We start from the raw sequence: 21,033 nt of genomic DNA, 5'->3' as shown, positions 1-21,033 counted from the left end.
GGTGCGGCTCTGCTAACGCCTGAGCCATATCAGCATCTTGGAGCGGGCAGCGGGAATCGAACCCGCATCATCAGCTTGGAAGGCTGAGGTAATAGCCATTATACGATGCCCGCATTTCTCTAACCCAAAGAACTCAAACCGCAGAGAAATATGGTGGAGGGAGAAGGATTCGAACCTTCGAAGGCAGAGCCGTCAGATTTACAGTCTGATCCCTTTGGCCGCTCGGGAACCCCTCCAGACGCCAGATTGTCACAACGGTAATTCTGCTTGCACCCGTTGTGTTTATCGCTTTTGCACGGCAAATAGACGACAGACAGTCAAGCGTCGCGCATTTTATTGTAAGGTTTTGGGGGATGCAACCATTGAACCCGGCAAAATATGCTTTATTGCTGGGAAGTTTGCAAAAAAGCGGGGGCAAACAAGCCAATCCTGCTGCGTCCCTTGTCGCTCCCCCACCCTTGGTGTATGGTCGCCGTGCCCAAGAAACAGTGATGACACCATGACGACAGAGCATAACCCCTATCTGCAATTCACCCGCGAACAATGGGCGTTATTGCGCGATTCGGTCCCCCTGACCCTGACCGAACACGATCTGCAGACCCTGCGCGGGATCAACGAGAAGGTGTCATTGCGGGAAGTGGAAGAGATATATCTGCCTCTCTCCCGCCTGCTCAATCTCTATGTCAAAGCCAAACAGCGTCGCAGCCGGGTGCTGGAGCAGTTCCTCGGCCAGTCCCGCGGCAAGGGCACTTATATCATCAGCATTGCCGGCAGCGTGGCGGGGGGCAAAAGTACCACGGCCCGTATTCTGCAGGCCCTGCTGGAGCGCTGGCCGGAACATCCGCGGGTGGAGCTGGTCACCACCGACGGCTTCCTCTATCCCAACAAGGTACTGGAAGAGCGCGGCCTGATGCGTCGCAAGGGGTTCCCGGAATCCTACGATATCCGCCATCTGGTGGAATTTGTCGCCAATATCCGCGCTGGTCACGAGAAAGTCGAAGCGCCGGTTTACTCCCACCTTATCTACGACATCATTCCCGATGAGAAGAAGGTGGTGGAGCAGCCGGACATTCTGATCCTGGAAGGGCTCAATGTGCTGCAAAGCGGCATGGACTACCCTCAGGAGCCCCATCGGGTCTTCGTGTCGGACTTCGTCGACTTCTCCATCTATGTGGATGCCGATGCCGAACTGCTGCGTACCTGGTATATCGAACGCTTCCTGAAATTCCGCAGCGGCGCCTTCTCGGATCCCGACTCCTACTTCCATAACTACGCCAAGCTGGCGGAGAGTGAGGCGACCCAGATCGCCAGCAACATCTGGCAAGATATCAACTATCTGAATTTGCAAGAAAATATCCTGCCAACGCGTGAGCGAGCCAACCTGATCATGACCAAGGGCCATGAGCATGCCATTGAGCAGATAAAACTGCGCAAATGATGACAGCCATTGCCGGATAACGAAGAGGGGGCCCACGGGCCCCCTCTTCTTGTTTGGCATCATGAGCGGCCTTGCTGACCCTCAGTCGCCCCGGCGCAGGGAGAGTTCGCCGCCCAGATAGAATTTGATCCCTTCACCTGTCTCCAGTCGCAGGGCGCCGCGATCGTCGATACCACGAGCGATGCCACGGATCTCCTGATCCCCCATCAGCAGGCGCACCGGGCGACCGGCAAAGTGATCGAGCCGGTTCCACTCATCGACAAAGCTTGCCAGCCCCTGCTGCTCAAAGGTGTGCAGCACCCGCTGCAAATGGACGATCATCCGGGCTGCCAGCTGATTGCGATCCACCAGTTCCGGATTGATGTGGCGCAGCTCGGCCCAGGCCTGATCGATCTTCTCCCCTTCGCGGGCAGGCATCGCCAGATTGAGACCGATGCCGATCACCAGATGACAACTGGCACCGGCGCTACCGCTCATCTCCACCAGTATTCCCGCCAACTTGCGGCCCTGATAGTAGAGGTCGTTCGGCCACTTGAGCTCGACGCCTTGATAGCCAAGGGACTCCAGCGCTTCAACCACTGCCACGCCGACCGCCAGACTCAGCCCCATGGCCGCCGCCATGCCTTGTTCGAGTCGCCAGTACATGCTGAGGATCAGCTGGCAACCAAACGGCGAAATCCAGGGTTTGCCACGACGACCGCGCCCGGCGGTCTGACACTCGGCCAGACAGCTCTCGCCAGAGCGCAGCTCATTGACCCGATCCAGCAGGTGTTGATTGGTCGAGCCAATGACCGGAAAACAGTGCACCGGTGCCATCGGGGCCAGTGCCTGCAAGGTGGCCTGATCATAGAGCGCCATCGGCACCGCCAGCCGGTAGCCCTTGCCGGTCAGGCTAAAGAGATCCAGCCCCAGCTCCTTGAGCGCCGCCATGTGTTTGCTCACCGCCGCCCGGCTGATGCCGAGCTGCTCACCCAGCTGTTCGCCGGAGTGAAACTGGCCGTCGCTAAGCAGGGTGATCAGAGTCTGCCTGATGGGAGTCAACGTCATGAGAGCACCTCGTCGAGCCAGGTTTCACCGTTCGCACCCATAAAGCGCACCTCATGCTCCAGCACCACGCCAAACGTCTGCTCCACGCTGTCGCGGACATGGGCCGCCAGCGCGATCAGCTCCATGGCACTGGCCCCCCCCAGATTGACCAGCACCAGCGCCTGCTCCTGATGAACGGCGGCACGGCCAATGGCGAAACCTTTCAGACCACACTGATCGATGAGCCAGCCCGCCGCCAGCTTGGCCTGCCCTTCTCCGGCCGGATAGCAGGGCATCTGTGGGTAGCGCGCCTTGAGATTCTCCGCCAGCGCGGCAGGCACCACCGGATTTTTGAAGAAACTGCCGGCATTACCAAGCACCGCAGGATCCGGCAGTTTGGCCATGCGGGTGGCACAGACGGTATCGAAGATGGCCTGCGCCGAAGGCGCATCACCGAGCGCCGCCAGCGGGCCATAGCCCAGCACCGGTTGCCACGCCTTGGGCAGTTTGAGTCCGACGGCGGTGATCAGGTGAGAATCCTGATACTCGTGTTTGAAGATGCTGTCGCGATAACCGAAGCGGCACTCTGCCGCCGCGATCCGTTCAATCTCGCCACTCTGCCAGTTGAACGCCTCGACATAGGCGCAGAAGTCGGCCAGCTCAACGCCATACGCACCGATGTTCTGCACCGGCGCGGCACCGACCGTACCGGGAATGAGCGCCAGATTCTCCAGCCCGAACCAGCCCTGTTGCAAGGTATGGCGCACCAGCTGATGCCAATCTTCACCGGCCGCCACATGGAGCAACCAGTGATCGCCACCATCTTCAGCGGTAATCCCCTTGAGCCGGTTGAGCACCACCAGACCGAGAAAATCGGTGGTGAAGAGCATGTTGCTGCCGCCGCCCAGATTGAGGCGTGGCAACTGGTTGAGCTGCGGATCGACACGCAGGGTTGCCAGATCGGCAACCTGCTCTACCTCGGCCAGCCAGAGGCAGTACGCATCGAGGGCAAGGGTGTTGAGCTTCAACAAGGAGGCGTTGGCATTCAGTTTCATCGGTCTATCCCGGCTTGGTGCAAGGGCGCAGTCTACCTCAAGTTACCCCATGACGAAAAACCCGAGCCCTTTTCGGGGGAATAGCAGTGGTTTAGAGTAGGCGACTTCAACTGCTGAGGAATAACTCATGAACAACCAGTTTGCCGTCATCGGCCTGGGCCTGTTTGGCAGCGCGCTGTGCGAAGAGCTGCAACGGCAAGATGCCGAAGTACTGGCCATCGATATCGACGAGAGCAAGACCCGGCAAATCGCCGCCCTCTGCAATCACGTTATCGTGGCGGATGCCACCGATGAGGCCACCGTGGCCGAGCTGGGACTGGCCAATTTCGATATCGTCTTCGTTGCCATCGGTGACAACCTGGAGACCAGCATCCTCACCACCCTTGTCTTGAAAGAGGCGGGCGTGAAGAAGGTGTGGGTCAAGGCTCGCGACAAGTTCCACGCCAAGATCCTGCAGAAAGTGGGCGCCGACAAGGTGATCAACCCGGAGTGGGACATGGGCCGCCGGGTCGCCCAGAGCATGTTGGACAACCGGCTGTTCGACTATCTGGAGCTGGGCCACGACATGGTGCTGACCGAGTTCGTGATCGGCCTGCAACAGAACGGCCGGGAACTGGGCGACTTCCATCTGCTGCAACAGAGCGATTTTCAGCTGCTTGCCATCAAGCGTGGTGACGTGCTGCACAACGTGCTGACCGGCAAGATGGAGCTGCAACTGGGCGACATCCTGATCCTGGCGGGCAACAAGCACGCCATCGACCACTGGCTCGAAACCCTATGATCAACTGGCGCAGCAGCTACGCCTTCGCCCTCCATCGGGAGCAGGACTCTCGCTGGAGCGAAGCCCGGCTGATCCTCGGCAGCTTTCTGATCATTCTGCTGATTGGCACCATCTTTCTGGTGCAACCCTCCAGCCACAATGGCGAGGTCACCTTCGTCAACGCCCTGTTTACCGCCACCTCGGCCATCAGCGTGACAGGTCTTGGCGTGGTGGATACCGGCACCGCCTTTACCCTGCAGGGGCAGATTTTTCTGTTGATGCTGATGGAGATCGGCGGTCTGGGCCAGATGACCATGACCCTGCTGCTCATCGCCATCTTCAGCAAGCGGGTCGGTCTGCGCCAACAGGTACTGGCCAAGGAGGCGCTGGGACAGGAGGGCTCGGTCAACATCATTCAGCTGGTCAAACGGATCGTACTGTTCGCCTTTATCGCCCAATTGATCGGTACCGGCATCATGGCGATCCGCTGGGTGCCCGAGATGGGGTGGGTGCACGGCCTCTATGTCAGCTTCTTCCACGCGGTCTCGGCCTTCAACAACGCCGGGTTTTCGCTGTTTGCCAACAACCTGATGGACTATAGGGACGACCCCATCATCAGCCTGACCATCGCCGGTCTGCTGATCCTGGGGGGGATCGGCTTTACCGTCATCGTCGATCTGGTGCGCAACCGCCGCTGGCGCAAGCTGAAGCTGCACAGCAAGTTGATGCTGCTGATGACCCCGGCGCTGCTGCTGGCCGGTACCCTGATGTTCTGGCTGCTGGAACACAACAACCCCGGCACCCTCGGCAAGGCCGGTATCGGTGGCCAGCTGCTGGCGGCCTTCTTCCAGTCTGCCAGTGCCCGTACCGCCGGTTTCAATACCATAGATATCGGGCTGATGACCCCGGCGGCGCTGCTGTTTCTGATGATGCTGATGTTTATCGGTGCCGGTGCCACTTCGACCGGTGGTGGTATCAAAGTCACCACTTTCGCTGTTGTGCTGCTGGCGACCAAGGCGTTTCTGACCAAACGGCCCCATGTCACCGCTTTTGGCCGCACCCTGTCGCCCCAGATCGTGACACGCTCGCTGGCCATCATCATCGTCAGCACCATGGTGCTGATGCTGGCGATGTTCCTGCTGATGGTGACCGAGGATCTGCCGTTCGACAAAATCATGTTCGAGACCATCTCGGCATTTGCCACCGTCGGCCTCTCCACCGGCATCACCGCCTCCCTGAGCGAGCCGGGCAAGCTGATCCTGGTGCTTGTGATGATCTGCGGCCGTCTCGGCCCCCTCACCCTGGCCTTTATGCTGGCCCGCCCGGTCGAGACCCGCATCCGTTATCCGGAAGAGAACGTCTATACCGGCTGACCGGTTATGAACACGGGGCAGCCACTAGCTGCCCCATTTTTTATTCGGCTTGTTGTTGCGCCTTGAGCCAGCGCCCCGGGCTCACCCCCAGCTCACGCTCGAATGCCCGACCAAAGGCAACACTGCTGCTATACCCCACCCCCAGCGCCACCTGCGCCATGGGTTCCCCCGCCAGCAACTGCTGGCAGGCTAGCGCCATGCGCCAGTGGGTCAGATAACCCAGCGGCGCTTGACCAACCCGCTCCTGAAACCTCGCGGCAAAGCGGGCCCGCGACATGCCGGCCTCCCGCGCCAGCGTGGCCACCGTCCAGGGTTCATCCCCACGCTGATGCATCACCGAGATCGCCTTGGCCAACTGGGGATCGGAAATACCTGCCAGCATCCCCTGCTGACACACCCCTTGCTCGACCAGATGACGCAGCAGCAGGATCAACAATACCTACAGCAAGCGGGAGATCAGCGGATCCTGCCCGTAGCGGGGGTGAAACGCCTCGTCAAACAACTGGTTCAGCACCGGCGTCAGGGCAGGCAACTCCCTTAGCGGCAGCACCAGCGAGCCCGGTAATGCCAGTTGCAACGGCGATGCGCCCCCCTTGCCGAATGCGACATTGGCGCACACCAAATCACAACCCCCCAGCGTTCTGGGTTCAAGCTTGTGAGGACGTCCCCGAGGGAACAGGATCAGGGTCGGCTCCTCGAGCAGCAAGCTTGCTCCCCCCTCTTCACGCAACATGACGGCGCCACTGCGCAGCAGATGAAGATGTCCGCCACTCGGATAATCATCACTGGAGGAGTTCTGGCACAGGTTGCCGGCGAAGAAGATCTTGGCTTCAGGGGAGGCATGAACCAACAGGGCAGAGAGCGGATCCATATTTGAGACGAATAGTATTTATTTGCAGACGATGAGTGATAAAACGTATCACGAATGACGGCACACTGTCTCCCGTACCTTCACTACCACAGGAGAAGATCATGAGCCGTATCCAACCCGTATCCCAACCGCAACCCGCAGCCGCCCAGACCCTGGCCACCCTGCAACGCAATCTGGGTATGGTGCCCAACCTCTACGCCACCCTGGCCCACTCGCCAGCCCTGCTCAATGGCTTCCTGGCCTTTGCCGAGGCGCTTGGCAAGGGGCGTCTCACTGCCCCACAACGGGAGTTGCTGGCACTGGCCATAGGTCAAGCCAACGCCTGCCAATACTGTTTGTCTGCCCACACACTACTGGCGGGCAAGGCCGGATTCTCGGCCCAGGAGATCCGGGCTGCCCGGCTCGGCCAAGCCTCGGCTCCCCTTGATCACGCCCTGCTGCAACTGGCAACGGCGCTGGTCAGTCAGCGCGGAGTGATCAGTGACGAGCAGCTTGCTAGAGCCCGGGCCGCAGGCGTAGATGACGAGCTGCTGCTGGAGGTGCTCGGCCAGGTGGTCGTCAATACCCTGACCAACTATGGCAACCACCTGGCAGCGACCGAGATCGACTTCCCGCCCGTCACTCTGACCCCTTAAACAAGGAGCCCCCCATGCAACAACATGACAAAGGCTTTCTGGTCGCCCTGGCGGGCGTGGTAATGACCCTGCTCTGGATCGGCGTCTTCAAGTTTACCCCGACCGAGGCAGCCGCCATCAAACCACTGGTAGCCAGCCACCCCTTGATGAGCTGGCTCTATGGCCCCCTGTCGGAACAGAGCGTATCGAACCTGATCGGGGTGGTCGAGATAGTGATCGCCATCGGACTGGTCGTGGGTCTGTGGCAACCTCGCATCGGTTACTGGTGCAGCATGGGGGCTATCGTCACCTTCCTGGCGACGCTGAGCTTCCTGCTGACTCTGACAGGTGTCTGGAAAGTGGTTGATGGCGTGCCAGTCACCGAGTTCTTCCTGTTCAAGGATCTGGTGTTTCTCGGTGTGGTTCTGCACTACCAGCACAGGATCCGTGCCAGCTTGTCCACTCAGGCAGCCTGACAACAATGCCTTTGGCGCCCGGGATGGGCGCCTTTTTTCGTTATGCCGCCCTGGTCTGGCGCTTGCTGGCCGTCTTGCGCGGTCGGGGCCCGCCAGTCGTGCTGGCCGCCGGACTCTTGCGCCTGGTAAAACGCCGCTTGCCGGCACCCGGCGCCTCCTTGGGCAGGGCGCTGAAGCTGGCGCCGGAATCCTGTCGCGCCCCTTCAATCAGACCGTTGAGCTGCTCGGTGAGCGGCCCCATAAACTGCTGGTAGCTGCCGTGGCGCTCGGCGATCTGGCCAAGGCTCTGCTCCCACAGCGCAGTCATATCCGGCGTGGTAGCGGTGGCTGGCAACGCCTGAACCAGCGCCCGCCCGGTCGGGGTCGCCTTGATGCTCTTGCCCTGACGCACCAGAAAGCGGCGCTTGAACAGCAGGTCGATAATGCCTGCCCGGGTCGCTTCGGTGCCGAGGCCGTCTGTGTCGCGCAGGGTCTTGCGGATCTCGGGATCCTGCACATAGCGGGCGATGCCGGTCATGGCCGCCAGCAGAGTCGCATCGGTGAACGACTTGGGCGGCTGGGTCATCTTCTCCTGCAGTTCGCCCCGCTCGCACAGCAGTTGCTCTCCCTCTTTCAGGGCAGGCAGCGTGCCCGCTTTCTCTTCGTCGTCATCTTCTTCTACCCCGAGCAGTGCCTTCCAGCCCGCTTTGAGAATGCGCCGCGCCTTTGCCTGAAACAGACCACCGGCGATGCGCAGCAGCACCTTGCTGTCGTTGTATTCGAACGGGGGATAGAACTGCAGCAGGTACTGGCGGGCAATCAGGCCGTAAAGCTTCGCCTCGTCGGCCCCCAGCGTACTGGGGTTGCCCTGCTTCTCGGTGGGGATGATGGCGTGGTGGGCATCCACCTTGCTGTCGTTCCACGCTTTGCTGCGGATCTTGCCGTCCGCCTCGGCCACTGCCTTGGCCAGCGCAGGCGCAGTGGCGGCTATGGCGCCGCGCACCTGCTCGGCCCGCTTGAAGTGGTCGGTCGGCAGATAGCGGCTGTCGGAGCGCGGATAGGTGATGAGCTTGTGACGCTCGTAGAGACTCTGGCAGATGTCGAGTACCCGCTTTGCATCCATGCCGAAGCGCTTGGCGGCATCGATCTGCAGGCTGGAGAGGTTGTAGGGCAACGGCGCCGCCTGCTTGCGGGCCTGCTCCTCCACCGATTCGACCTGAGCGGGCTGGCCGTTGATCCGGCTCACCACCTTGTCGGCCAGCGCCCGATTGAGCACCCGCCCCTCCTCGTCCTGCCACGGCAGACAGGCTTCCGATGGCAGCCACTTGGCGGTGAAGCGCTCGTTGCTATCGGTCAGCAGATGGGCCAACACCTCGTAGAAGGGTTTGGGCACGAAGGCCTCGATCTCGAGATCCCGCCGCACCACCAGCCCGAGCAGCGGGGTCTGCACCCGACCGACCGAGAGCAGCTCGCTGCAACCGGCCTTGCGCCCGAGCAGGGTATAGGCGCGGGTCATGTTGATGCCGTAGAGCCAGTCGGCCCGACTGCGGGCCAGTGCGGAAACCGCCAGCGGCACGAACTCCTTGTTATCCCTCAGTTTGTCGAGGGCGCGGCGCACCGCGGGCGGGTTGAGATCGCTAATGAGGCAGCGCTGCACCGGCTTGGTTTTCGGGTAGCCGAAAAAGTCGATCACCTCATCCACCAGCAACTGCCCTTCCCGATCCGGGTCACCGGCGTTGACCACGCAGTCCGCCTGCTTGATCAGCCGCTTGATGACGGTGAGCTGGGTTTTGGTCTTGGGCTTGGCCACCAGCTGCCACTGGGCGGGGATGATGGGGAGATGCTCCATCCGCCACTGCTTGAAGGCGGCGTCATAGGCATCGGGCTCGGCCTGCTCCAGCAGATGGCCGATGCACCAGGTGACCACATCCCCCTGGGCTGTTTCGATAAAACCGTCGCCCTTCTTGTGGGGCTTGGGCAGGGCATCGGCAATGGCGCGGCCCAGCGTGGGCTTCTCGGCGATAAAGAGTCGCATCGGTGGCTACCTGCAATACTGTATATGCAGACAGTATACAACTGCCACCGCGAAAGCCCAACTGCCCCTATTCGTCGAACGGGTGATCGTGGATGGCGGCAAACAGCCGCGCCTGATTGAGCAGCGGCGCATAGTGGAAGGCATTTTCGCCATCTTCCGCCAGCAGATAGTCGGTCAGCTGTTCGCGCACCGCCTCTTGCAGGGTCTCCAGCTTCCACGGCTTGGCAAGGTAGTAGTGCAACCCGCCGCGATTGACCGCTTCGACGGTGGCCTCCAGCCCCGCTTGTCCGGTCAGCAGCAATTTGCGACTGGCGCGGGTAGTGGCACGCCGGTTCAGCTCCACCAGAAAATCGACCCCCAGGGTTCCCGGCATGATGTGGTCACAGAGGATCAGCGCCAGCTTGTTGCCGTCGCTCTCCCACTCCTCCACCACCGCTCGCGCCTCATCGACGCTCTCGGCGGCTTCCAGTTCGAAGTGGGAACGGAACGGGGCGAGATCGTGGATCACCGCATCCAGCACCTCACGCTCATCGTCCACACACAGGATCAGATAGTGTTTGTTCATTGCTCCTCCTTGGCGACATGGTTTGGCACGCCGCGCGATTGATGCTGGCGACGGCTCAGGCCGCATGCTCCTTGTTGTGATGAGGTTCGCCCCCGTAACCGGCCTGCCCCATGCCATCCAGCGGCAGACAGACCCGCATCCGGGTGTAACGGCCCGGTTCGGAGGCCACCTCAATCCGGCCGTGGTGCTGCTGAACTATCTGCAGCGAAACGCTCAGACCGATACCGAGGCCGAAATGGCCCTCCCGCTTGGTGGTGAAGTTGAGCTCGAAGATCCGCTGCCACAGCTCGGGCTCGATGCCGCAACCGCTATCCTCGATCTCTACCATGACCCACTCGGGATCCAGCAACCCGGTGCGAATGGTGAGTCGCCCCGAGCCGCTCATGGCATCCAGACTGTTGGCGATCAGGTTGGTCCACACCTGTTGCAGGGCGATGGGGTGACAGCGCACCAGCGGCAACGGCTGGTACTCCTTGCAGAGCTCATGATGCTTGAGGCGGTTTTCGAAAATCATCAAGGTATCTTCCAGCCCCTCGTGCAGGTCTACCAGCGTGGGCTCGGCCCGATCCTGCCGGGCATACTGCTTGAGGCTCTTGACCAGATCGCCGATGCGACGGGCACACACTTCGATATTGCGCAGGAAGCTGCCGGTCTGCTGGAACAGCTCCAGCCGGGAGAGCAGCGCCTCCCGCTCGTCGGCAGTGCGGCTGGCAAACCAGCGCTGCCAGTTCAGCTCGTCATCCAGATTCATCTGCACCGCCAGTCGCGCCTGCTGACGATCGCCAAAGCGCCCCTCCGCCAGCCGGGTCTTGTCACGGATCTCGCTGGTCGAGACCGGCTGGGAGGAGAGCGCCTGACAGAGGGTCTGGTTGCCCAGACCCTTGATGGGGGCAGGTAGTTCGAGATTGACCAGATCGGGGATGGCGGCCCGCAGGGTCTCGCTACCGCGGATAATGGCCGCCACCGGGTTGTTCAGCTCGTGGGCGACACCGGCCACCAGCTGACCCAGCATCGCCATTTTTTCGCTCTCCACCAGCTGGGCGTGAGCGGCATCGAGGGAGTTGAGGGTCTGTTGCAGCCGCATCTCGGTGCGGATGCTGTTTTGCAGGCGGCGGTTGAAGTGGCGCAGCAGCAGGTTGGTAAAGGAGGGGAGCAGTTCGCTGCGCGCCTGCATCACCCGGGAGAATTGCAGCTTGTCGAGCTTGATAACCTCGGCACCGGTCAGAGTCACGCCGGTGGTGAAGGCGGGTTCTCCAGTCACGAAGGACATGCCCCCCACCAGCGAGCCGGTACGGTAGTGCACCACCTCCTGGTCGATCCCCTGCTCGTCCCGCTTGCGCAGCACCACCTCTCCCTTGGCGATAAACCAGAGGAAGCTGTTGGGCTCCCCCTCGCGGGTCAGCACATGGCCCGGGCTGTAGTGGCGGCAGACCCGCTCCTCGTCATTGCCCTCGAAAAACTGGTAGAGGCCGTCGATCACCACCCGGGAGAGTTCTTCATCGCTGCAGTGGGTGTAATCCATAAAGCCCTGCCGATAGGCAGCCAACTGGCGATCGACGTGGGCTCGCAGCAGCTTCTGGTTGTCGAGCACGGCGGCATAGCTCAGCAGGTCCGCCTCGGGACGCTGCAATACAAAGTGGCTCGCCTGCTCGATCACCGCCCGGCGCAGACTGCCATCGCGCCAGGGGCGTTGCAGGTAGTAGTCGAGGCGACCGAGATTGACCGCCTCGATGATCGATTTCATCTCCGGCTGGCTGCCCAGCAGGATCTTGCGGCACGCCTCGTGACGGCTGCCGAGGCGGATCAGAAAATCGGCCCCTCTCCCATCCCCCAGCTCGCTGTCACACACCACTACGGCGGGTGGCTGCCCCTTACGATCCAGCTCGTCCAGGGCCAGCTCAGCCGACCCCTGACCGACCACCACCACCAGCGCGAAATGGCCGAGCAGCGGAGCCAACTCCTGTTCGAATTCGGCCAGCAGTTGCACGTTGGCGGCGACACACAGCAGTGAGAAAGGGCTCATCAGCGACACTCCGTTGAGGCTCACTGCTCACTATATCAGCGAATCTTGTGGGGTTTTGCGAGGGGGCTAACAGCTGTCGCGGAAAGTGCACAAATAGATAAAACAGAAAACAACTGAATTTAATTCGACAAATATATCAATAACAAAATAAAAGACAAAATGTGACAGCAATCAAAAATATAAACCATGATGGAGGTCAACGCCTTATCCCTATCATTACTACTACTATTGGACTAGTACTATGTAGGTAATTATTGACCGTAGGAAAACGCCGCCATGATTGGAAAACTGATAAGAAAAACCTGGTTCTGGCTCCTGCTGCTCGGGGCCCTGCTGGGTGTCGCGGCACTGGGTGTCACCGTGACCGTGCTGCACAAGACCAGCTCCACCGAATTCTGCGTCTCCTGCCACTCCATGCAGACTCCGCTCGCCGAGTATCAGGGTAGTGTCCACTTCCAGAACACCAAGGGGATCCGCGCCGAGTGCGCCGACTGCCACATCCCGGGCGACCCCACCTCCTATCTGTGGACCAAGATCCGCGCCGTGAAGGATATCTATCACGAGGCGATCGGCACGCTCGACACCCCGGAAAAGTATGAAGCCCACAAGCTGCGGATGGCCCAATCCGTCTGGGACGAGCTGAAAGCCAACGACTCCGCCACCTGCCGCAGCTGCCACAGCTACGAGGCGATGGACATTCTGGCCCAGCGCCCCAATGCCCGCGCCGAGCACCCGGTCGCCATCAAGGAGGGCCAGACCTGTATCGACTGCCACCGCGGTGTCGCCCACATCATGCCTGACATGAGCGGCCTGGCAGCCGCCGGTGCCAGCGAGCTGGCGCAGGCTGCGGCCCAGACTCCGGCCAATGTCACAACCCGTTACGCCATCGCCACCACCCCGCTGTTCCTCGATGCCGCCGCCAAGACCGACGAAGGCACCCTGATGCCCTCCACCAAGGTGGAAGTGCTGGCCAACGAAAACGGCCGCGCCAAGGTACAGATCGAAGGCTGGCAACAGGATGGCGTGAGCGAAGTGTTCTACGCCGCACCGGGCAAGCGGATCCTCAGCGTGCTGGTCGGCGATGCCGCCAAGAAAGCGCTGGTCACCGGCCAGAGCGAAACCGACAGCGCCACCAACCTCACCTGGCATCAGGTCAAGCTGACCGCCTGGGTCGACCAGAGCCAGCTCATCGGCGATCAGGGCAAGCTGTGGCAATACGCCTCCACCCTGATGTCCAACAACTGTACCGGCTGCCACGGCCTCACCGCACTGGATCACTTCAATGCCAACCAGTGGATCGGCGTCATCAAGGGGATGGAATCTCGCACCTCCCTGACCCCGGAACAGGCTCGCATGTTGACCCAGTATGTCCAGAAACACGCCAGTGACATGAGCGCGGCCCACTAAGGCTGGCACAGAGGAAAACCGTTATGACTTTTTTCAATGACAAGAAGACCAATCTGTCCCGCCGCAACCTGCTCAAGGGGCTCGGCGCCTGCGCAGCCCTGCCCCTGCTCGGCGGCATTTTTCCCAAGAGTGCGCTGGCGCAAGCCATCAGCACCGCATTGAGTCAGTTCCCGACCCTGGTGCCCGCCCAGAAGGGCATTCTGACCGGCGCCCACTGGGGTGCTTTCGAGGCGATCGTCGAGGATGGCCGCATGGTGCGCGTCCAGCCGGTGGCCGATGATCCGGCGCCGAACGATCTCATCGATATGGCGCCGTTCCAGGTGCACGCCAAGAACCGCATCAAATACCCCATGGTGCGCAAGAGCTGGCTGGAGCATGGCCCGGGAGCCAAGCCGGAGCTGCGCGGTGCCGACGAGTGGGTGCGAGTGAGCTGGGACAAGGCGATCGAACTGGTGGCCGGTGAAATCCAGCGCGTGCAGAGTGACTTCGGCCCGCAGGCGATCCACGCCGGTTCCTACGGCTGGAAGAGTGTCGGCATGTTCCACAACAGCCGCACCCTGCTGCACCGCCTGATGAACCTCTCCGGCGGCTTCACCGGTTATGCCGGTGACTACTCCACCGGCGCGGCCCAGGTGATCATGTCCCACGTGATGGGCTCCATCGAGGTGTACGAGCAGCAGACCGCCTGGCCCAACGTGGTGGAGAACGCCGAACTGGTGGTGCTGTGGGGGGTCAACGCCCAGGTCACCCTGAAGAACAGCTGGAACATGCCGGATCACGAAGGCCAGGCTGGCTTCATGGCGCTGAAAGAGAAAGGCACCCGCGTCATCAGCATCGACCCCATCTACAACGAGACCGCCAAGCTGGTCGGCGCCGAGTGGATTGCCCCGAACGCCTACACCGACGTGGCCATGATGCTGGGTGTGGCCCACACCCTCTACAGCGAGAAGAAGCACGATCAGGCTTTCCTCGATCGCTATACCGTCGGCTTCGACAAGTTCCTGAACTACCTGCTCGGCAAGGATGACGGCCAACCGAAGAGCGCCGAATGGGCGAGCACCGTCTGCGGCGTCGATGCCAAGGTGATCCGCCAGCTGGCTCTCGACATGGCCACCAAGCGCACCATGATCATGGCCGGTTGGGGGATGCAGCGTCAGCAGCACGGCGAACAGCCGAACTGGATGCTGGTCACTCTGGCCTCCATGCTGGGCCAGATCGGCCTGCCGGGCGGCGGCTACGGCTTCAGCTACCACTACTCCTCCGGTGGCAGCCCCACCGCCAAGGGTGGCATTCTGGCGGGTATCTCCGCCGGCAACGCACCGAAGAACAGCCCAGCTCCGATCCCGGTGGCCCGCATCGCCGACTGTCTCGCCAACCCGGGCAAGACCATCGACTTCAACGGCCGCAAGGTGACCTATCCGGACATCAAGCTGGTCTACGTGGCGGGCGGCAACCCCTTCCACCACCATCAGGACACCAACAACCTGCTGCAAGCGTGGCGCAAGCCGCAGACCGTGATCGTCCACGAGCCCTACTGGACCGCCACCGCCAAGCACGCCGATATCGTGCTGCCGGTCACCACCAGCTACGAGCGCAACGATCTGGAGATGGGCGGCGACTACTCCCAGCGCTATGTGTTCCCGATGCACCAGTGCGTACCGCCCCAGTTTGAAGCCCGCAACGACTTCGACATCTTCAGCGCCATCGCCGCCAAACTGGGTGTGCAGGAGCAGTACACAGAAGGGAAGGACGAGATGCTGTGGCTCAAGCAGATGTACGACGGCATGGCGGCGCAGGCCCGCGGCGCCCGCGTCGCGCTGCCGCCGTTCAACATGTTCTGGGAGTCCAACAACTACATCCGCTTCCCGATCCCCGAGGCCAACCGCCAGTGGATCCGTCACGCCGATTTTCGTGAGAATCCGCTGCTCAACCCGCTCGGTACCCCGTCCGGCAAGATCGAGATCTTCTCCAACACGGTGGCGGGGATGGGTTACGCCGACTGCGCCGGCCATCCCAAGTGGTATGAGCCCAAGGAGTGGGTGAAGAGCGAGGTGGCAGCGCGCTATCCGCTGTCGCTCAACACCTCCCACCCGACCCAGCGGCTGCACTCCCAGCTCGACAACACCCCGCTGCGGGACAAGTTCGCCATCGCCGACCGCGAGGCGATCATGATACATCCGCTGGACGCCAAGGCTCGTAGCATCGCCCAGGGGGATCTGGTGCGTGCCTTCAACGAACGCGGCCAGATCCTGGTGGGCGCCCTGCTCTCCGAGGATGTGCGCCAAGGGGTGGTGCGGATCTGCGAAGGGGCCTGGTACGACCCGGCCAAGCCGGGCGAAGCGGGCAGCATCTGCAAGAACGGCAACGTCAACTGCCTCACCTTCGACGAAGGCTCGTCCAGTCTGGCGCAGGGCAACTGCGGCCACATGGCCCAGCTGCAGATCGAGAAGTACACTGGCCCGGTGCTGGCCAACACCGCCCACGCGGTACCGGCCAACGGCTAAGGCGGTTGCTACCGGACAAAACGGCGCCATGATGGCGCCGTTTCTTTATCTGTCTGCCAAAGCTCAGGCATGGTCGGGACGGGTTTAGAACTCCCCCTCCTCCATATACTCCTGCGCGCACTCAACCAGTTGTGGCCACAGCTCTTCCGGCACCCAGGCGTCCGGGTCATCTTCGTCCCCGTCGTACTGGCTCCAGAAATAGCGGCGCAGGCCGGAGGCAAACTCATCGCTGATCTCGGCCAGCTCCGAGAGCGGCCCCAACCAGGCGATGCGACGCAGGCCGGAGGCGAGATCGTTGATGGCATCCATCAGGGTGCGATCGTCGAAGCTCTGCTCCACCAGCAGGGTGAAGCGCTCACGCGCCTGCTCGGTCTGCTCTTCATCCAGCTCGCCCACATCGGCCAGCAGGTCGACAAAATCTTCCAGAAGGAACGCGATCAGGCCATCCCTGTCTTCAAACCACTGGATCTGGGCGCCCTTGACCCCCAGCACAGAGGCATCAAACGAATCGTCAAGGTGACACAGTGCCCACGGATCGTCGGTCATGCTTCTCTTCCTCAGGCTAAAACAAATGCCATATGTTATGCCTAGCTCTCGACTCTTGCCACCTTGGGCAACGAGAGGGAGGCGGCCAGACCGCCCAGTTCGGCGCGGCCCATGATGAAACTGCCCCGATAGGCTTCCGCCAGATCGGAGACGATGTTGAGACCCAGGCCCGAGCCCGGCACCTTCTCGTCGAGCCGCACCCCGCGCAGCACCGCCTTGGCGATCTGATCTTCGCTCATGCCGGGGCCGTCATCCTCGATACGCAGGGTGATCCAGCCCCCCAGCTCGGCGCTGGAGATGCGCAGTTCGCTGGCTGACCACTTGAAGGCGTTCTCCAGCAAATTGCCCACCATCTCGTCGAAGTCCTGCTCCTCCACCCCGACCGCCAGATTGGCGGGCACTTGCAGATCCACCGTCTTGCCCGGATAGAGGCGGGAGAAGGCGCGGCAGATATACTCTACCCGCGCCCGCACCGGGGTCGAGACCCCGAGGATCTTGGCGGCGCCGGTCACCCGCGCCTTGCCGAGGTGGTAGTCGATATGGCGCTGGATCTGGTCGAGCTGCTCGCCGATGGCGGCCTGATCCTCCGGCGGCAATTGAGCCACCTGATTGCGCATGATGCTGAGCGGCGTCTTGAGGGCGTGAGCCAGATTGCCGGTGTGAGAACGGGCCCGCTGCAGCAGCTCGCCGTAGTGGTGCAGCAGCCGGTTGATATCCTCCACCAGCGGCTGGATCTCCAGCGGATAGCGCAGCCGGAACCCCTCCTGATGACCCTCGTGAACCCGCCCCAATTCGCGGCGCAGCAGGTGCAGCGGCCGCAAGCCGTAGACGATCTGGAACATGAAGCCGAGCACCAGACCGGCGGCAGCAAAGCCGAGACCGAGGAACAGGCTGATGCGGGTCTTGTTGAGGGTCTGGGTCAGGGCGCTGCTGTCCTTGGCCATCACCAGAGTGAACACCCGATCCGAACCGGGCAGCAGCACGGTGCGGGTCATGATCAGCAGCGGCTCCTTGTTGGGCCCCTTGCCGACGAAGAGGTCGGGATCGCCAAACGCCGACTTGAGGCCGTCGCTCTTCAGGTTGGTATCCCACAGGGAACGGGAGCGCCCCACCACATCGCGGCCCAGTTCCAGCTGCCAGTAGTAGCCGGAGTAGGGCTGATTGAAGCGGGGATCGGAGAGGGAGCCGGTGACCACCGGCAGGCCGGTTTTGGCCACTTCCAGCCGGGAGAGCAGATCATAAAGCTGCAGGCGCAGACCGTCGGCCTCCGCCTCCTGCCAGTAGTTGCGCATCATGGTCTGCAGACTGAAACCGGTGGCGAACAGAAACAGCCCGCACCACACCAGCGCGATGGCGACCAGTCGTCCCCGCAGGGTTCTGACCAGCCTCATTCGTTGATCCGGTACCCGAGGCCGCGCACTGTCTCAATCAGATCGGGGTTGGTTTTCTTGCGGATCCGGCCGATGAACACCTCCACGGTATTGGAGTCGCGGTCAAAATCCTGAGCGTAGATGTGGTCGATCAGCTCGCTGCGTGATACCACCTTGCCCCGATGCTGCATCAGGTAACCCAGCACCCGGAACTCGTGGGCGGTCAGTTTGATGGGAGTCCCTTCGTACCACACCTGGGAAGCCGCCATGTCGAGCCGCACCCCACCAATTTCCAGAATGGAGCTGGCGTTGCCTGCCGCCCGGCGCACCAGCGCATGGACCCGCGCCACCAGCTCGGCCACCTGGAACGGCTTGGTCAGGTAGTCATCGGCACCGGCGTTGAGCCCCTCGATCTTCTCGTGCAGCTGGCCACGGGCGGTCAGCACCAGCACAGGGGTATCGATCCCCTTGCTGCGCCACTCTTTCAGCACACTCAGGCCATCGCGCCCCGGCAGGCCGAGGTCGAGAATGATGGCGTCATAGGGTTCGGTCTCACCGAGGAAACCGGCCTCGTTGCCGTCGTGGCAGAGGTCGGTGACAAAGCCGGAGAGGTGCAGCTGTTCGGCCAGCTGACCAGCCAGAATTTTTTCGTCTTCAACAATCAGAATTCGCATGAACAGGCTTCCACACAGGGGTTATTCATCATCCTCGACCGGGGGCTTTGGCGGTTCGAACAGCCGCTCCAGATGGTGGCCCTTGGCCCACACCAGCTCAAGGTTGTCGGCCCGATAGGCTACCTTGATCACGCTGTTTTCCCGATCGATGACTCGCAGTTCATAGAGCCAGATACCATCCTCTTCCCCCAGATCCACCCGCAACACCCGCACCGGCAATCTGGCCGCCACCTCCATCATTTCATGGAAGGGCCGAACCCGTCCCTCATGGACAGCTTGCTGCAGCATGGCTTCATCAGGCGTGACCGCCTGTGCCAGCAACGGCAGCAATAACCCAAGCAGAGGGAGCGCTCTATTCATGGATGATTCATCTCCAAAAACCTAACATAATGGCGTTTATAGTCTGCCAGCCATGAATCCGGAATGAATATGATCCCGCGCAGTTTCCTGCTGATCCTTTGCCTGTTGAGTGCCACAAGCTGGGCGGCCCAGAGCCGTCTCGACATGGCCGGGCTGGTCAAACTCCTGCTGGCGCAAGGGTATCACGACATTCGGGAAGTGGAGCTGGAAGGGGACAAATTCGAGGTCAAAACCCTCAATCGCCAGGATCAGAAGGTGCATCTCATCGTCGATGCCTACACTGGCGAGATCAAACAACAAGAGGCCGATTAGGCCTCTTTTGCATTCCAGCGTCCCCGCATGGGGCGCAGCAGCTTCTCCCGCCTCGGCCAGAGCAGGGCGCAGGCCAGCAGCAGGTAAATGAGAGGCTCCCCCCAACCGCTCTTGAGCGACCACCAGTAGTGCACCGGCACCAGCAGGGCGATGGCATAGACCCAGTTGTGCAGTTTCTGCCATGCGGCGCCCATGCGGCGCTGCAATGCGGGCAGCGAAGTGATGCTGAGGGCGGCCAGCAGCAACAGGGCCACCATCCCCACCACGATATAGCTGCGCTTGACCAGCTCGCCGCCAATCAGCCCCCAGTCAAACTGCAGATCCAGCCCCAGCCACGCCATGAAGTGGAGCAGCGCCCAAGCAAAACACCAGAGCCCGAGGGGGCGGCGCAGCTTGATGAGCTGCCCCTGCCGCCAGCGCTTGGCCAGCGGCGACACCAGCAGGGTGAGCAGCAGCAGGTTGAGCGCCCCCTTACCGAGGTAGTGGATAAGCTCTGGCACCGGATCCCCCCCCAGCAGACCCGCTGGAATGGCAAAAACCAGCCAGAGCAGGAAGCCCAAGGAGCCCAGATGCACCAGCGCCCGCAAGCCGCTGATATGGGCCGGTTTCAATCTCAGTACCATTGGCGCAGATCCATCCCCTGATAGAGCGAGGCGACTTCGTCACCATAGCCGTTGAACATCAGGGTCGGCTGACGCTTGGCGCCAAACACTCCACCCTCGCCAATAAAGCGCTCGCTGGCCTGACTCCAGCGCGGGTGATCCACCTGCGGATTGACGTTGGCGTAGAAGCCATATTCGTTGGGAGCCAGCAGGTTCCAGGTGGTCGGCGGCATCTCCTCCACCAGCCGGATCGAGACGATGCTCTTGATGCTCTTGAAGCCGTACTTCCACGGCACTACCAGCCGGATCGGCGCGCCATTCTGGGCGGGCAGGGTCTTGCCATAGAGCCCCATCGCAAGGAAAGAGAGAGGGTGCATCGCCTCGTCGATACGCAACCCCTCCACATAGGGATACTCGATGCCGCCCCCCAGACTGGAAGCCTGACCCGGCAGCTGTTTCGGATCAAACAGGGTCTCGAAGGCAACAAACTTGGCGCGACTGGTGGGCTCGGCACGGCGGATGATCTCTGCCAGCGAGATACCATTCCAGGGCAACACCATGGACCAGGCTTCGACGCAGCGCAGCCGGTAGATCCGCTCCTCCAGCTCGATCTTGTTGATGAGACCCCACACATCGAGGGTAAAGGGCTTGGCCACCTCCCCCTCCACCTTGAGGGTCCAGGGTTCGGGCTTGAGGTAATGGCCGTTGCGAGCCGGGTCGGACTTGTCGGTGCCCAGCTCATAGAAGTTGTTGTAACTGGTGGCCTTCTCTTCCGGTGTCAGTACCAGATTGGCCGGGCGATCGGCAGGCTTGCTGTTGAGCGGTTTGGTGGCTAATTGGGGAGCATCCTCTTTACCGCGCAGCAGATCGAGTACACCGGCCTGAGTGGGAAACGCCAGAGTAGCCGCGCCCAGACCCAGCCCCTTGAGAATAAGGCGGCGGTCCTGATAAACGGCTTCCGGGGTGACATCCTGTTCGGTGAGGGGGTGGGCGGTACGACGCTTGATCAACATGAAAAACTCCCGGGGCTGAGTGAGGCAGTA

The 21,033-nt window shown here is 61.6% G+C and carries 19 protein-coding genes, 2 tRNA genes and 1 pseudogene; 8 read left to right on the top strand and 14 right to left on the bottom strand.

Going from position 1 to position 21,033, the window contains the following annotated elements:
• Positions 1-38: 38 nt before the first annotated feature.
• Both ACB040_RS08790 and ACB040_RS08785 read right to left on the bottom strand, forming a co-directional pair.
• A tRNA-Gly gene (locus tag ACB040_RS08790) sits at positions 39-113 on the bottom strand.
• 38 nt (positions 114-151) lie between these two features.
• Positions 152-236: transfer RNA gene (locus ACB040_RS08785), tRNA-Tyr, on the bottom strand.
• Between the two features lie 263 nt (positions 237-499).
• On the opposite strand from ACB040_RS08785, the gene coaA reads away from it, so the two are divergent.
• Entirely contained in the window at positions 500-1,438 is a 939-nt protein-coding gene (gene coaA / locus ACB040_RS08780) for a type I pantothenate kinase (RefSeq protein ID WP_005339877.1), read from the top strand.
• An 81-nt stretch (positions 1,439-1,519) separates the two neighbouring features.
• On the opposite strand, the gene birA is transcribed toward coaA, so the two are convergent.
• Positions 1,520-2,485, bottom strand: coding sequence for a bifunctional biotin--[acetyl-CoA-carboxylase] ligase/biotin operon repressor BirA (gene birA, locus ACB040_RS08775; protein ID WP_371154405.1), 966 nt, complete (start codon positions 2,483-2,485; stop codon positions 1,520-1,522).
• The gene (gene murB / locus ACB040_RS08770) at positions 2,482-3,519 is read right to left on the bottom strand and encodes a UDP-N-acetylmuramate dehydrogenase (protein WP_371154403.1); all 1,038 of its coding nucleotides are present in this window, start codon (positions 3,517-3,519) and stop codon (positions 2,482-2,484) included. Before murB ends, birA begins: the two co-directional genes overlap by 4 nt.
• Positions 3,520-3,646: 127 nt before the next feature.
• Between murB and ACB040_RS08765 the strand changes: the two genes are divergently transcribed.
• Positions 3,647-4,300: a TrkA family potassium uptake protein gene (locus ACB040_RS08765; RefSeq protein ID WP_005339863.1), complete on the top strand. Its 654-nt coding sequence runs from the start codon at positions 3,647-3,649 to the stop codon at positions 4,298-4,300.
• Positions 4,297-5,652 carry a TrkH family potassium uptake protein gene (locus tag ACB040_RS08760; RefSeq protein WP_005356363.1) on the top strand — a complete coding sequence of 452 codons (1,356 nt, stop codon included), beginning with the start codon at positions 4,297-4,299 and terminating at the stop codon, positions 5,650-5,652. Before ACB040_RS08765 ends, ACB040_RS08760 begins: the two co-directional genes overlap by 4 nt.
• 40 nt (positions 5,653-5,692) lie before the next feature.
• Here ACB040_RS08760 and ACB040_RS08755 read toward each other — a convergent pair.
• Positions 5,693-6,523 (bottom strand): annotated as a pseudogene (locus ACB040_RS08755) (cupin domain-containing protein).
• A 101-nt stretch (positions 6,524-6,624) separates the two neighbouring features.
• Here ACB040_RS08755 and ACB040_RS08750 point away from each other — a divergent pair.
• Together ACB040_RS08750 and ACB040_RS08745 are read left to right on the top strand one after the other, a co-directional pair.
• Complete coding sequence (locus ACB040_RS08750) at positions 6,625-7,158, top strand: carboxymuconolactone decarboxylase family protein (protein WP_150390139.1); 534 nt, start codon at positions 6,625-6,627, stop codon at positions 7,156-7,158.
• Positions 7,159-7,172: 14 nt separating this feature from the next.
• Entirely contained in the window at positions 7,173-7,613 is a 441-nt protein-coding gene (locus ACB040_RS08745; RefSeq protein ID WP_139461831.1) for a DUF417 family protein, read from the top strand.
• A 40-nt stretch (positions 7,614-7,653) separates the two neighbouring features.
• On the opposite strand, the gene ACB040_RS08740 is transcribed toward ACB040_RS08745, so the two are convergent.
• From ACB040_RS08740 to ACB040_RS08730, 3 genes are all read right to left on the bottom strand, one after another.
• The gene (locus ACB040_RS08740; RefSeq protein WP_371154399.1) at positions 7,654-9,627 is read right to left on the bottom strand and encodes a DNA topoisomerase III; all 1,974 of its coding nucleotides are present in this window, start codon (positions 9,625-9,627) and stop codon (positions 7,654-7,656) included.
• 67 nt (positions 9,628-9,694) lie between these two features.
• The gene (locus tag ACB040_RS08735; protein ID WP_013724182.1) at positions 9,695-10,192 is read right to left on the bottom strand and encodes a response regulator; all 498 of its coding nucleotides are present in this window, start codon (positions 10,190-10,192) and stop codon (positions 9,695-9,697) included.
• A gap of 55 nt (positions 10,193-10,247) precedes the next feature.
• Entirely contained in the window at positions 10,248-12,215 is a 1,968-nt protein-coding gene (locus ACB040_RS08730; RefSeq protein WP_371154396.1) for an ATP-binding protein, read from the bottom strand.
• A 276-nt stretch (positions 12,216-12,491) separates the two neighbouring features.
• Between ACB040_RS08730 and ACB040_RS08725 the strand changes: the two genes are divergently transcribed.
• On the top strand, positions 12,492-13,622 hold the full coding sequence (locus tag ACB040_RS08725) for a NapC/NirT family cytochrome c (RefSeq protein ID WP_005339847.1): 1,131 nt from the start codon (positions 12,492-12,494) through the stop codon (positions 13,620-13,622).
• 23 nt (positions 13,623-13,645) lie between these two features.
• Complete coding sequence (gene torA / locus ACB040_RS08720; protein WP_371154394.1) at positions 13,646-16,126, top strand: trimethylamine-N-oxide reductase TorA; 2,481 nt, start codon at positions 13,646-13,648, stop codon at positions 16,124-16,126.
• An 84-nt stretch (positions 16,127-16,210) separates the two neighbouring features.
• Here the strand turns inward: torA and ACB040_RS08715 are convergent, their stop codons facing one another.
• The 4 genes from ACB040_RS08715 to ACB040_RS08700 are packed head-to-tail and all read right to left on the bottom strand — an operon-like array spanning position 16,211 to position 19,076.
• Entirely contained in the window at positions 16,211-16,672 is a 462-nt protein-coding gene (locus ACB040_RS08715) for a hypothetical protein (RefSeq protein WP_005339830.1), read from the bottom strand.
• Positions 16,673-16,713: 41 nt separating this feature from the next.
• Positions 16,714-18,063, bottom strand: a complete 1,350-nt coding sequence (locus ACB040_RS08710) for a sensor histidine kinase (protein WP_005339828.1) — start codon at positions 18,061-18,063, stop codon at positions 16,714-16,716.
• A complete protein-coding gene (locus ACB040_RS08705) occupies positions 18,060-18,716 on the bottom strand; it encodes a response regulator transcription factor (protein WP_371154391.1) in 657 nt (218 codons plus the stop codon). The genes ACB040_RS08710 and ACB040_RS08705 overlap by 4 nt, the downstream gene beginning before the upstream one ends.
• 21 nt (positions 18,717-18,737) lie before the next feature.
• The gene (locus tag ACB040_RS08700; RefSeq protein ID WP_005339825.1) at positions 18,738-19,076 is read right to left on the bottom strand and encodes a PepSY domain-containing protein; all 339 of its coding nucleotides are present in this window, start codon (positions 19,074-19,076) and stop codon (positions 18,738-18,740) included.
• A 63-nt stretch (positions 19,077-19,139) separates the two neighbouring features.
• On the opposite strand from ACB040_RS08700, the gene ACB040_RS08695 reads away from it, so the two are divergent.
• Positions 19,140-19,388 (top strand): PepSY domain-containing protein, encoded by a 249-nt coding sequence (locus tag ACB040_RS08695; RefSeq protein WP_013724184.1) that lies wholly within the window; start codon positions 19,140-19,142, stop codon positions 19,386-19,388.
• Here the strand turns inward: ACB040_RS08695 and msrQ are convergent.
• Positions 19,385-20,011: a protein-methionine-sulfoxide reductase heme-binding subunit MsrQ gene (msrQ, locus tag ACB040_RS08690; protein ID WP_005339821.1), complete on the bottom strand. Its 627-nt coding sequence runs from the start codon at positions 20,009-20,011 to the stop codon at positions 19,385-19,387. The two genes, ACB040_RS08695 and msrQ, sit on opposite strands and share 4 nt — an antisense overlap.
• The gene (gene msrP, locus ACB040_RS08685; RefSeq protein WP_371154388.1) at positions 20,002-21,003 is read right to left on the bottom strand and encodes a protein-methionine-sulfoxide reductase catalytic subunit MsrP; all 1,002 of its coding nucleotides are present in this window, start codon (positions 21,001-21,003) and stop codon (positions 20,002-20,004) included. The genes msrQ and msrP overlap by 10 nt, the downstream gene beginning before the upstream one ends.
• Positions 21,004-21,033 lie beyond the last annotated feature (30 nt).

The sequence above is a fragment of the Aeromonas sp. S11(2024) genome (assembly GCF_041402345.1).
Lineage (GTDB): Bacteria > Pseudomonadota > Gammaproteobacteria > Enterobacterales > Aeromonadaceae > Aeromonas > Aeromonas veronii.
Note: the sequence above shows the minus strand (reverse complement) of the source record. Positions and strands in the feature narration are given on the sequence as shown.

Excerpts from the sequence above, each read along its gene's own strand:
- coaA (WP_005339877.1), top strand. The coding sequence starts at position 500 with ATGACGACAGAGCATAACCCCTATCTGCAATTCACCCGCGAACAATGG.
- birA (WP_371154405.1), bottom strand. The coding sequence starts at position 2,485 with ATGACGTTGACTCCCATCAGGCAGACTCTGATCACCCTGCTTAGCGAC.
- murB (WP_371154403.1), bottom strand. The coding sequence starts at position 3,519 with ATGAAACTGAATGCCAACGCCTCCTTGTTGAAGCTCAACACCCTTGCC.
- ACB040_RS08765 (WP_005339863.1), top strand. The coding sequence starts at position 3,647 with ATGAACAACCAGTTTGCCGTCATCGGCCTGGGCCTGTTTGGCAGCGCG.
- ACB040_RS08760 (WP_005356363.1), top strand. The coding sequence starts at position 4,297 with ATGATCAACTGGCGCAGCAGCTACGCCTTCGCCCTCCATCGGGAGCAG.
- ACB040_RS08750 (WP_150390139.1), top strand. The coding sequence starts at position 6,625 with ATGAGCCGTATCCAACCCGTATCCCAACCGCAACCCGCAGCCGCCCAG.
- ACB040_RS08745 (WP_139461831.1), top strand. The coding sequence starts at position 7,173 with ATGCAACAACATGACAAAGGCTTTCTGGTCGCCCTGGCGGGCGTGGTA.
- ACB040_RS08740 (WP_371154399.1), bottom strand. The coding sequence starts at position 9,627 with ATGCGACTCTTTATCGCCGAGAAGCCCACGCTGGGCCGCGCCATTGCC.
- ACB040_RS08735 (WP_013724182.1), bottom strand. The coding sequence starts at position 10,192 with ATGAACAAACACTATCTGATCCTGTGTGTGGACGATGAGCGTGAGGTG.
- ACB040_RS08730 (WP_371154396.1), bottom strand. The coding sequence starts at position 12,215 with ATGAGCCCTTTCTCACTGCTGTGTGTCGCCGCCAACGTGCAACTGCTG.
- ACB040_RS08725 (WP_005339847.1), top strand. The coding sequence starts at position 12,492 with ATGATTGGAAAACTGATAAGAAAAACCTGGTTCTGGCTCCTGCTGCTC.
- torA (WP_371154394.1), top strand. The coding sequence starts at position 13,646 with ATGACTTTTTTCAATGACAAGAAGACCAATCTGTCCCGCCGCAACCTG.
- ACB040_RS08715 (WP_005339830.1), bottom strand. The coding sequence starts at position 16,672 with ATGACCGACGATCCGTGGGCACTGTGTCACCTTGACGATTCGTTTGAT.
- ACB040_RS08710 (WP_005339828.1), bottom strand. The coding sequence starts at position 18,063 with ATGAGGCTGGTCAGAACCCTGCGGGGACGACTGGTCGCCATCGCGCTG.
- ACB040_RS08705 (WP_371154391.1), bottom strand. The coding sequence starts at position 18,716 with ATGCGAATTCTGATTGTTGAAGACGAAAAAATTCTGGCTGGTCAGCTG.
- ACB040_RS08700 (WP_005339825.1), bottom strand. The coding sequence starts at position 19,076 with ATGAATAGAGCGCTCCCTCTGCTTGGGTTATTGCTGCCGTTGCTGGCA.
- ACB040_RS08695 (WP_013724184.1), top strand. The coding sequence starts at position 19,140 with ATGAATATGATCCCGCGCAGTTTCCTGCTGATCCTTTGCCTGTTGAGT.
- msrQ (WP_005339821.1), bottom strand. The coding sequence starts at position 20,011 with ATGGTACTGAGATTGAAACCGGCCCATATCAGCGGCTTGCGGGCGCTG.
- msrP (WP_371154388.1), bottom strand. The coding sequence starts at position 21,003 with ATGTTGATCAAGCGTCGTACCGCCCACCCCCTCACCGAACAGGATGTC.